The organism is Pantoea sp., from assembly GCF_039594315.1.
Taxonomy (GTDB): Bacteria; Pseudomonadota; Gammaproteobacteria; order Enterobacterales; family Enterobacteriaceae; genus Pantoea.
Map to the genome: position 1 here is coordinate 1 of NZ_JBCNNP010000085.1, position 9612 is coordinate 9612.

At 52.4% G+C, this 9612-nt stretch carries 11 protein-coding genes; 8 read left to right on the plus strand and 3 right to left on the minus strand.

Going from position 1 to position 9612, the window contains the following annotated elements; translation table 11 throughout:
- Positions 1–117 precede the first annotated feature (117 nt).
- Complete coding sequence (cspE, locus tag ABDW13_RS22645; RefSeq protein ID WP_007890714.1) at positions 118–327, plus strand: transcription antiterminator/RNA stability regulator CspE; 210 nt, start codon at positions 118–120, stop codon at positions 325–327.
- A gap of 358 nt (positions 328–685) precedes the next feature.
- A complete protein-coding gene (locus tag ABDW13_RS22650; RefSeq protein WP_343554764.1) occupies positions 686–1111 on the plus strand; it encodes a GNAT family N-acetyltransferase in 426 nt (141 codons plus the stop codon).
- Here the strand turns inward: ABDW13_RS22650 and ABDW13_RS22655 are convergent.
- Complete coding sequence (locus ABDW13_RS22655; protein WP_343554765.1) at positions 1095–2450, minus strand: aminotransferase class I/II-fold pyridoxal phosphate-dependent enzyme; 1356 nt, start codon at positions 2448–2450, stop codon at positions 1095–1097. The two genes, ABDW13_RS22650 and ABDW13_RS22655, sit on opposite strands and share 17 nt — an antisense overlap.
- Positions 2451–2587: 137 nt before the next feature.
- Between ABDW13_RS22655 and ABDW13_RS22660 the strand changes: the two genes are divergently transcribed.
- The 6 genes from ABDW13_RS22660 to tatE all read left to right on the plus strand — a co-directional run bounded on the left by ABDW13_RS22660 (position 2588) and on the right by tatE (position 7276).
- Complete coding sequence (locus tag ABDW13_RS22660) at positions 2588–3547, plus strand: ABC transporter substrate-binding protein (protein WP_343554766.1); 960 nt, start codon at positions 2588–2590, stop codon at positions 3545–3547.
- Between the two features lie 2 nt (positions 3548–3549).
- A complete protein-coding gene (locus tag ABDW13_RS22665) occupies positions 3550–4344 on the plus strand; it encodes a deaminated glutathione amidase (protein WP_343554767.1) in 795 nt (264 codons plus the stop codon).
- A 19-nt stretch (positions 4345–4363) separates the two neighbouring features.
- Positions 4364–5251, plus strand: coding sequence for an ABC transporter substrate-binding protein (locus tag ABDW13_RS22670; protein WP_343554768.1), 888 nt, complete (start codon positions 4364–4366; stop codon positions 5249–5251).
- On the plus strand, positions 5248–6207 hold the full coding sequence (locus tag ABDW13_RS22675; RefSeq protein WP_343554769.1) for an amino acid ABC transporter permease: 960 nt from the start codon (positions 5248–5250) through the stop codon (positions 6205–6207). The genes ABDW13_RS22670 and ABDW13_RS22675 overlap by 4 nt, the downstream gene beginning before the upstream one ends.
- Positions 6204–6974: an amino acid ABC transporter ATP-binding protein gene (locus ABDW13_RS22680; RefSeq protein ID WP_343554770.1), complete on the plus strand. Its 771-nt coding sequence runs from the start codon at positions 6204–6206 to the stop codon at positions 6972–6974. Before ABDW13_RS22675 ends, ABDW13_RS22680 begins: the two co-directional genes overlap by 4 nt.
- A gap of 98 nt (positions 6975–7072) precedes the next feature.
- Positions 7073–7276, plus strand: coding sequence for a twin-arginine translocase subunit TatE (tatE, locus tag ABDW13_RS22685; RefSeq protein ID WP_343554771.1), 204 nt, complete (start codon positions 7073–7075; stop codon positions 7274–7276).
- A gap of 86 nt (positions 7277–7362) precedes the next feature.
- On the opposite strand, the gene ABDW13_RS22690 is transcribed toward tatE, so the two are convergent.
- Entirely contained in the window at positions 7363–8391 is a 1029-nt protein-coding gene (locus tag ABDW13_RS22690) for a hypothetical protein (RefSeq protein WP_343554772.1), read from the minus strand.
- Positions 8392–8534: 143 nt separating this feature from the next.
- Positions 8535–9500: a lipoyl synthase gene (gene lipA, locus ABDW13_RS22695; protein WP_343554773.1), complete on the minus strand. Its 966-nt coding sequence runs from the start codon at positions 9498–9500 to the stop codon at positions 8535–8537.
- Between the last annotated feature and the right edge of the window lie 112 nt (positions 9501–9612).

The window sequence follows — 9612 nt, forward strand, 5'->3', positions numbered from 1 at the left end:
GCAAAAAATCAATATTTATCACTTTTTCATCAATTCGCACTGGACAAATGTCACCGCAATTGCTGTACTAGACGTCGACACAGTTTAGTGTCCTTTTTTCATGTAAAGGTAATATAGATGTCTAAGATCAAAGGTAACGTAAAGTGGTTTAATGAGTCGAAAGGCTTCGGTTTCATTACTCCAGAAGATGGCAGCAAAGATGTATTCGTACATTTCTCTGCAATCAACAGCAACGGTTTCAAAACTCTGGCTGAAGGTCAGCGTGTAGAGTTCGAAATCACTGACGGTGCTAAAGGCCCATCAGCTGCTAACGTTATCGCACTGTAATTTAACAGTTCGAATTCTGAAAACCCGCCTAATGGCGGGTTTTTTTTTATGATTTTTCAGGCTCGCCACCAAATAATCATCCAACTGATGATGGCTAACGTCGTCACGCTCAACGCCATAAATTCATCGAAAGAACGTGGGATGCAATTTTTCATGGTTCTGGCCTCAAAGATTCATTTTCCTCAGCATGACAAAGCCAGATTAAGTCTGCCTTAAGCGGTGATGACACTCTGGTGACAGGGTAGAATCTGCGGCACGTCTCACAGATAACTGCCGTAACATCCCCTCAACAATCCTTACTTGCAGATTTTTGTCTGGCAACGCTATATAAATGCTCAGGGAAAAGTGAGGAGGCAGGATGAATATACGTCAGGCAGCAGCAAAAGACAGTTTTGCGCTTAGCGCGTTATTAACCGAACTCGGATACAGCGCGACGGAAGGATTTATTGATTCACGATTGGAGCAACTGACCAATCACCCGGATGAAGTTTTGCTGGTAGCAGAGCACGGAAGCCAGGTGCTGGGTTTTCTGTCACTGCACTTCATTCCTCAATTGGCGTTAGCCGGTGACTTTGCCCGCATCAGCTACTTCTGTATTGCCGAAGGCGAGCGCAGCAAAGGCAGTGGACAGCAATTGCTGAGTCATGCCGAGCAGTTGGCGCGTTCACGCGGTTGCGATCGCATGGAAGTGCATTGCCACTCTTCGCGCCTGAAGGCCAATCAGTTCTATGCGCGCGAAGGTTATGTGGAATCGCCGCGCTATCACATCAAAGATCTGGGCTGATATGCAGATCGCGTCCGGTGGCAATCACAATCGCATCGGCGATGCTATCGAGTTGGGCAAACGGCAGTAACGCCGCGCTAACGCGAATGAATTGTCGGCTGATAATGCTACAGCGTTCACCGGGTAGCACAGCAATGCCGCGTGCGGCCAGCGTGATCATGGCATATTGCTCTGATTCCACCGGAATCCATACGCTTAAGCCATCGCGCTCCTCCAGCAGCAGACCACGCTGAGCCAGCGCGGCGAGCAGTTGTTGCCGACGCTGCGCATAAATGGTTTTCGCCTGCTTAATACGCTGCTGTGTACTCGCATCATTCAGCATCCATGCTACGGCATCCTGCAAAATTCGGCTGGTCCAGCTCACACCAAAATTGCGCCACGCTTGCAGCCGCTTCACCATTTCGCTGGTGCCCGAAAGCACCGCCAGACGTAAATCCGGGCCGTACGCCTTGGAGAACGAATGCACATGTAGCACGCGTTCGGGATAGTGAACGCCCAAACTCCATACCGGCCAGCGCGACAGATCGCCAATACCGTCATCCTCAACGATGATGGTTGAAGTGTTCGCCAGCACGCGCGCCAGCTCCAGACTGCGTCGTTGGCTGACGGTGTAACCAGTAGCCGAATGGGTGCGCGGCTGATAGATAAACATCACCGGCGATTTTTGCAGATGTTTGGCCAGCACATCTGCGCGCGGACCTTGCTCGTCGCAGGGCAGCGGCAAAATCTCCGCACCGATGTTATCCAGCATGTCAAGTAAGCGTGTCGCGGTGGGATCTTCAATCACCACACAATCGCCGGGCGATACCAGCGTCTGCACAATCAAATTCATCGCATCAAATCCGCCATCGGTTGCCAGCCAGGCTTCTGCGGGATAAGGCCAACGAGGTGCCACTGCGGCCTGCAATTGTGGCGAAATCGCTTCACGCTGATAGCTATTCAACTGCGGCGAAACAATACCCGCCAACATCGCCTCCCGTAAATCCGGCAGCAATGCAGGATCGGGGGAAGCCATCGCCAGCGAAGCCTGAATGTTTTCACCGTAATTGCCGATGGTTTCAAAGCGAATCGGGCGTGGCATCACGCTATTGCCACTGACCCACACGCCACTGCGGCCTTTCCCCGCCAGCACTTTCTGCTTCTTTAGCTGCGCCCAGGCAGCGGAAACGGTTGCTGGACTGACGCCTAATCGCTCCGCCAGCTCACGCACGGCTGGCATTTGCATCCCCACCGCAATCTCGCCATCGCGAATCAAGGTGGAGGCGACATGCGCGATGCCTTTTACCGAAGCGTCGGTTATTTGTTCACTGAGCCACTCCAAATCGACAATTTGCGTCATAAGAAAAACCTTTGTTCAGTAACAAATAATAGATTGTTCAGATTAGTATTCGCGATTTAGACTCAAATTCAAGCACTATTTGCTGCATAAATAATCACAGCCGCAAGGCTGGCAGAACAGACGGGGAAAGCATAACTATGATAACCATCAGACTGGCGGTACGTGACTGGGATTACTTCACACCGTTGGCACTCGGCGATATTAAACCGGAAGGGTTTTCGCTGGAGATCGATCGTGTCGGTACGCTGGTGGACAACCTTGCCACCAGCGACAAGTACGATGCCGGAGAAGTGTCGTTCAGCCGCTATGCGCAAGCCCGCGCCAAAGGCGACAGTTCGCTGCTCGGCTTGCCGCACTTCCTGATGCGCGGCTTCCGCCAGCGCTGCATCATCACCACCGCAGAGAGCCCAATTACCACACCAGCACAGCTGAAAGGCAAAAAAATTGGCGTCACCGGTTGGCAGGATTCAGGCAATACCTGGACGCGCACCGTGCTGCGTGAAGCGGGCGTAGAGATTGATGATGCGTATTGGTTTGCCGGGCGTTTAACCGAGGAGCATCCAATAGTTGATCGCCTGGCCGGTTTTGGTCGTCCGGGCCGCATCGAGCCCGCACCGGGCGAGCGCCCACTGATCGAACTGCTGAAGTCGGGCGAGTTGGACGCGGTATTCACACCGTTCATGCCGGAAGGCTTTTTCCTGCCAGATTCAGGTTTACGTCAGCTGCAAGTGGATTTCGCCAGCGCTGAGCGTGACTACTTCAATCGCGTCGGTTACGTGCCGGGGATTCACCTGTTGGCCATCAAACCGGCGTTGGCTGAAGCGCATCCGTGGTTGCCACAAGCGCTGAGTGACATCATCAATCGTTCGTACCAGATGTGGATGAAGAAACGCGAGAAATACGCCGATACCACACCGTGGTTGCTCGACGATTTGCGACGTACCGCGCAGGAATTACCTGCCGACTGGAATCAAAACGGATTTACCGCTAACAAAAAGATGATTGCCGACTTTGCTAATGAGTTGTTCCAGCAAGGCCTAACTAAAACGCTGTTGACGCCAGAGGATATTTTCCCGGCGGCGGCACAAGGAGAATAACCATGAAAGTAGCAATGGGGCAATTTGCCGTCAGCCGTGAATGGCAGGAAAACACTGATATCTGCATCGGCTTGATGAATCAGGCGCTGGAGGGTGGCGCTGACTTGTTGGTGCTACCGGAAGGCGTGCTGGCGCGTGATATCGCCGACCCAGATTTGGTCCTAAAAGCCGCGCAGCCGCTGGATGGTCCGTTCGTTACGCAGTTGCTGGCTGTCAGCAAAGGTAACATGTTGACCACCATGATGAGCGTGCACGTTCCTACCGAAGATCAGAAAGCGCTCAACGTGCTGATCGCCATTCGCAACGGCGAAATCATTGCGGAATACGTGAAACTGCACCTTTACGATGCTTTCGCGATGCAGGAATCACAGCGTGTTAATCCGGGCCGCGAAGTGCCGCCGCTGGTTGAGGTGGCGGGGATGAAAGTCGGCTTGATGACTTGCTACGACGTGCGTTTCCCGGAGCTGGCGCGTCGCTTAGTGCTGGACGGCGCGGATGTGTTGGTGCTGCCAGCAGCGTGGGTCAAAGGCCCCCTGAAAGAGATGCATTGGGAATTGCTGACCACCGCGCGTGCACTGGAAAACACCTGCTACATGGTGGCGGTGGGCGAATGTGGGCCGCGCAATATCGGCAACAGCTTAGTGATCGATCCGTTGGGTGTCGCCATCGCCAAAGCGCCGGAATCGGCCGCATTAGTGTTTGCTGATTTAGATCCACAGCGTATTGCTTACGCACGCAGCGTATTGCCGGTGCTGGAAAATCGCTGTTTTGCTCGTCCTGAACTCAAATCATTTTGATCGCTGGGGAATCTGACTGATGAAAACTATTGCTACCGCCATCGCGCTTTCATTGGGCCTGACGGCCTGTTTCGCTCAGGCAGCTGACGCTATTCCAACGCAAAAGGTGGATCAGGCACTGCACGAGCGTCTGCCTGCGGAGATTAAAAGCAGCGGCAAAATGATCTCGGTAAATAACGGATCGTTTCCTCCGTATGAAATCGTCAATGGCCCGAACTCAATGGAAGGTGCCTCGGCCGATCTGACCGAAGCGCTGGCGCAATTGCTGGGTGTGAAGATTGAGCATGCCACCGTCAGTGGTTTATCTGGCGTATTGGCTGGTATTAATTCCGGGCGCTATCAGATGGCGATTGGCCCGGTAGGTGATTACCCAGACCGCCAGCAGAAGGTCGATTTTATCGACTTTGTGCAGGAATTCGTGGTGTTTGGCGTGCAGAAAGGCAACCCGGCGAAAATCAATGGTCTCGACGACACCTGCGGCAAGCGCATTGCGGTAATGGCAGCCGGTTCTGCCGAGCAGGTGATTCGTAAGCAATCTGATGCGTGTGTCGCCGCAGGCAAACCGGCGGTGGTGGTGCAATCCTTCACCGATCAGCCATCATCGATTTTAGCCGTGCGTTCAAAACGTTCCGATGCGTTCTTCTCCTCACAAGCGCCGCTGACCTACTTCATCGAGCAGGCCAATGGTCAGTTGGAATTGTCAGGCAAAGGGCAGAAAAACGGCTTTGGTGATATCTATCAAGGCACCGTAGTACCAAAAGGTTCTGAGCTGGGCAACGTGGTGTTGGATGCCTACAAAGAGCTGTTCAGCAACGGTACCTACGCGGCCATCATGAAGAAGTGGAAATTAGACGGCAACATGTTACAGCAGCCGGGACGTAACCTCGCGCAGGGGGCGGCAAAATGAGTGAAGTCACCAATAATTCGCGAGCCAGGGATAAGGCCGACGTGCAACAGCGCGATGTGGCTTTTGCCCGCAGTGCGCCCACCTATGGGCGCTGGATCTCATGGATTTTGGTGCTGGTAATCGCCGCTAACTTTTTGTGGTTAGTGGCGACCAATCCGAATTTTGAGTGGAACGTGGTGTTGAAGTGGTTCACTGAAGGTTCGGTGATGAAAGGGCTGCAAGTCACGCTGGGACTTACCGTGGTGTCGATGATCCTCGGCACGCTGTTGGGCCTGTTGCTGGGCGTATGGCGCCTGTCGGAGAACAAATTGCTGAGCGGAGTTTCCTCGCTCTACATTTGGTTTTTCCGTGGCACGCCGCTGCTGGTGCAACTGATCTTTTGGTACAACCTGTCGACGTTGTTCCCGACCATTTCCATCACCATTCCGTGGACGGATATCACTTTTGCCAGTTGGAATACCAACGATCTGATCACGCCATTAACTGCGGCCATCGCCGGATTGGCGCTTAACGAAGCGGCGTATATGGCGGAGATCATTCGTGCCGGATTATTGTCAGTGGATAACGGCCAGGTGGAAACCACGCAAGCCTTTGGTATGAGCCGCAGTCGCGCGTTGCGTCGCGTAATCATTCCGCAAGCGATGCGTTCGATTATCCCGCCAACCGGTAACCAGTTGATCAGCATGATCAAAGCCACGTCGCTGGTGAGCGTTATCGCGATGGGCGATCTGCTGTACTCGGTGCAGGCAGTCTACAACCGTACCTTTGAAATCATTCCGATGCTGATGGTGGCGGTGATCTGGTATCTGTTTATCACCTCAATCCTCAACGTGGGGCAATCCGCGATTGAACGTTACTACGCACGCGGTACCACGCGCACCGTGGTGAATAAACGTCGCACCGTAACAACTGAGCAAGCGCCCGCCGCTGCGCGTCGTCTGAAGGAGGATGTATGAGTCAGGTTCAGCCGCTGGTGTGTGCACGTAATGTGCAGAAAAGTTACGGTGATAATGAAGTGCTGAAAGGCATCGATCTGGATGTGTTTCCCGGTGAAGTGGTGGTGATTCTTGGGCCTTCGGGGTCAGGGAAATCGACCTTCCTGCGCTGCATCAACCATCTGGAAGATATGAATGCCGGTTCGATTATGGTCGGCGAGGATCAAATTGGCTATGAACTGAAGCGTGGCATTTTGCACCGCCTGTCAGCACGCAAAATTGCCCATCAGCGCCAGAAAATTGGCATGGTATTTCAGCAGTTCAATCTCTATCCGCACATGACGGTGCTGCAAAACATCATTGAGGCCCCAATCGGCGTGCATAAGTTTCCGCGCCATGAAGCGACAAAGCACGCGCGTGAATTGCTGGCGACCGTGGGATTGAGTGACAAAGCCGATGCCTGGCCACGCCATTTATCGGGTGGTCAGCAGCAGCGTGTGGCGATTGCACGTGCGCTGGCGATCAAACCAGCTTTGATGTTGTTTGATGAGCCGACTTCCGCGCTCGATCCTGAACTAGTCGGTGAAGTGCTCGCCACCATGCGCACGTTGGCCGATCAGGGATTGACGATGATTGTGGTGACTCATGAAATTGGCTTCGCGCGAGAAGCGGCCGATCGCGTGGTATTTATGGATGGCGGCGTGGTGGTGGAGCAGGGCAGTCCAGAGAAGGTGATTGGCAATCCGCAGCACCCACGGACGCAGGCGTTTCTTAGCCGCTTTATCTGATCTAACGGTCTCACTCTGTTACAGATTGCAGTTGAGAGCGGCTATAAACTGCGCGTTAATAGCTGGGTCCGTTTTTCACAATGATTGAAAGGTAAATTATGGAAGGTTTCAGCATTGCCAAACTGCTGATCATCGGTGCGCTCATCGTACTGCTTTTTGGCACCAACAAGTTACGTTCACTGGGTGGCGATCTGGGTTCCGCAATCAAAGGCTTCAAGAAAGCCATGAAAGATGATGAATCCGGCGCAACGAAAAGCAGCGCTGAAGAAGCACCTGCTGAACGCGTCAGCCACAAAGAGTAATCTCTGCGCCGAACGTCAATAAGTGTAAACATTTATTACGTTGATAAAAAACCAGACTGTTGCCAGTCTGGTTTTTGTTTTTTGCATTAATGCCAGGTTATGTGTGCACTCTCCCATTCATTGTCGAGTAGCAAATCGCCGTATGGCAGCATATCAACTGAACGAATGCCATCCTGCGTTTGCCAGTCTTCGAGCATTTCAGCAGTGATAATGATCGGTGCCAATGATGTTGGCATCTCTTCATGCTGCATAACCCGATCAATCAATCCAACGTCGATTTGCGCCAGATCGTTATCATCAATCAGCGTGATAGATACATCCGGCAGCGAGTTGATAACGAATGACAAATCAACGTGGTTGGTCAATATGCCGCTCTCATTAGCTATCACAGCACTGAATGTGTGTGTCGCAGCAGGTAGGCTGGCGGGTGGCATAAATTGCCAATGACCTTGAGCATCGCTTTCAGTGCTACCGACTAAGACTTCATCAATGTAAAACTGAACCAATGCTCCAACCTGCGCACTGCCGCTAAATAGCACCTTCTCGTCTACATTAATGCTCTCCGCGATGAGTACTTTACTCTCAGTCATTGGGCTTGCGGGTTCGCTGATTACCATCGATTCTGCATCATCACTGATGATATGTGGCGTAACAAATGCGGAGGCGTTAATGGCCGACGGGTGTGCTGGATGCGCTAACCAAAGCTCAGGCAATGGAATACTAAATTCCATTTCTGGCAGCTTGCTGCTCCATTGAAACTCCGTTTTAACCGCTTCTGGCACTTGGATGCTTAACTGCTCCGGTTGCTCGTCAGTTGCGTAAAAACTCATCCCGCGCGAGGCTTTAGTCGTCGAAGCAACGATTAACGGCGAAATTTGGGTCGGCGGGATTTGCATTTCCATTTCGCTATATCGATGCTCAATACTTATCGCAGTCGCAACAAATGCCTGTGCACACGAAGCGTGTGCTGATTTATACGGATTGGTGATGTCCATCGGCGTGGTGCGTGCCTTCAATGCATCCAGACTTTCGCCTGTGCCATTGTAGTTTCGTCCATACGCCTCATCAGGTACTCGCGTGAAAACGAGTCCTTGTTGATGAAGAGTGGTTTGCATGATCTGACCTTTAAAAAACGCTGAGAAATTTAAATAGGCTCTTATGGCCTCAGCGGTTAAAGCGACAGATTTGAGACGAGGATTAAGACATTTAAGGAGATTTTTGCGATTGCGCCCAATTCAAGCGCAATCACGGGCAGGGGTTATTTTACTTCCAGGCCTTTCGCCTGCATATCAGCATGATAAGACGAGCGTACGAACGGGCCGCAGGCTGCATGGGTAAAGCCCATCGCCATCGCTTCTTCCTTCATCTCATCAAATTCGGCTGGGCTGACGTAACGCTGTACCGGCAAGTGATGGCGGCTCGGCTGCAAGTATTGTCCCAACGTCAACATGGTAACGCCGTGACGACGCAAATCGCGCATCACTTCGATGATTTCGGCATTGGTCTCACCAAGGCCAACCATCAAACCGGATTTAGTTGGGATTTCAGGATGCGCTTCTTTGAAACGTTCCAGTAATTTCAACGACCAATCATAGTTGGCGCCCGGACGAACCTGACGATAAACGCGCGGCACGTTCTCCAGATTGTGGTTGAAGACATCCGGCGGCGTGGCGTTGAGGATTTCCAGCGCGCGATCCATACGTCCGCGGAAGTCCGGCACCAGCGTTTCAATCTTAATTGAAGGGCTTTTTTCGCGAATGGCCGTGATGCAATCAGCAAAGTGCTGAGCACCGCCGTCGCGCAGATCGTCACGGTCAACCGAGGTGATCACCACATAACGCAGCGCCATATCGGCGATGGTTTGGGCCAGTTTCAGCGGTTCGTTGGCGTCAGGCATATTTGGGCGACCATGTGCCACATCGCAGAATGGGCAACGACGGGTACAAATCGCACCAAGGATCATAAAGGTTGCCGTGCCGTGGTTGAAACACTCCGCCAGATTAGGGCAGGACGCTTCTTCACAGACCGAGTGCAGACCATTTTTACGCATCGCGGCTTTGATGCCCTGAATGCGCGTTGAGTCCGCAGGCAGTTTGATCTTCATCCATTCCGGCTTACGCAGAATTTCTTCACGCTCAACCACCACGGTTTTCACCGGGATCAGCGCCATTTTGTCGGCATCGCGATATTTGACGCCACGTTCCATCTGAATTGGTTTACTCATAAATCTGCAGGTTCCGGTCGGGATTGCGATTTGAAAGCTTCCTCACTCAAACTGAGAACCAGGCTTTCAACTTTTTTTGAAAATATGGCAAAAATTATATCATCTCGTCTGC

Coding starts and splice junctions, on each gene's coding strand:
- ABDW13_RS22665 (WP_343554767.1), top strand. CDS start 3,550: ATGAAAGTAGCAATGGGGCAATTTGCCGTCAGCCGTGAATGGCAGGAA.
- tatE (WP_343554771.1), top strand. CDS start 7,073: ATGGAAGGTTTCAGCATTGCCAAACTGCTGATCATCGGTGCGCTCATC.
- ABDW13_RS22650 (WP_343554764.1), top strand. CDS start 686: ATGAATATACGTCAGGCAGCAGCAAAAGACAGTTTTGCGCTTAGCGCG.
- ABDW13_RS22660 (WP_343554766.1), top strand. CDS start 2,588: ATGATAACCATCAGACTGGCGGTACGTGACTGGGATTACTTCACACCG.
- lipA (WP_343554773.1), bottom strand. CDS start 9,500: ATGAGTAAACCAATTCAGATGGAACGTGGCGTCAAATATCGCGATGCC.
- cspE (WP_007890714.1), top strand. CDS start 118: ATGTCTAAGATCAAAGGTAACGTAAAGTGGTTTAATGAGTCGAAAGGC.
- ABDW13_RS22675 (WP_343554769.1), top strand. CDS start 5,248: ATGAGTGAAGTCACCAATAATTCGCGAGCCAGGGATAAGGCCGACGTG.
- ABDW13_RS22680 (WP_343554770.1), top strand. CDS start 6,204: ATGAGTCAGGTTCAGCCGCTGGTGTGTGCACGTAATGTGCAGAAAAGT.
- ABDW13_RS22690 (WP_343554772.1), bottom strand. CDS start 8,391: ATGCAAACCACTCTTCATCAACAAGGACTCGTTTTCACGCGAGTACCT.
- ABDW13_RS22670 (WP_343554768.1), top strand. CDS start 4,364: ATGAAAACTATTGCTACCGCCATCGCGCTTTCATTGGGCCTGACGGCC.
- ABDW13_RS22655 (WP_343554765.1), bottom strand. CDS start 2,450: ATGACGCAAATTGTCGATTTGGAGTGGCTCAGTGAACAAATAACCGAC.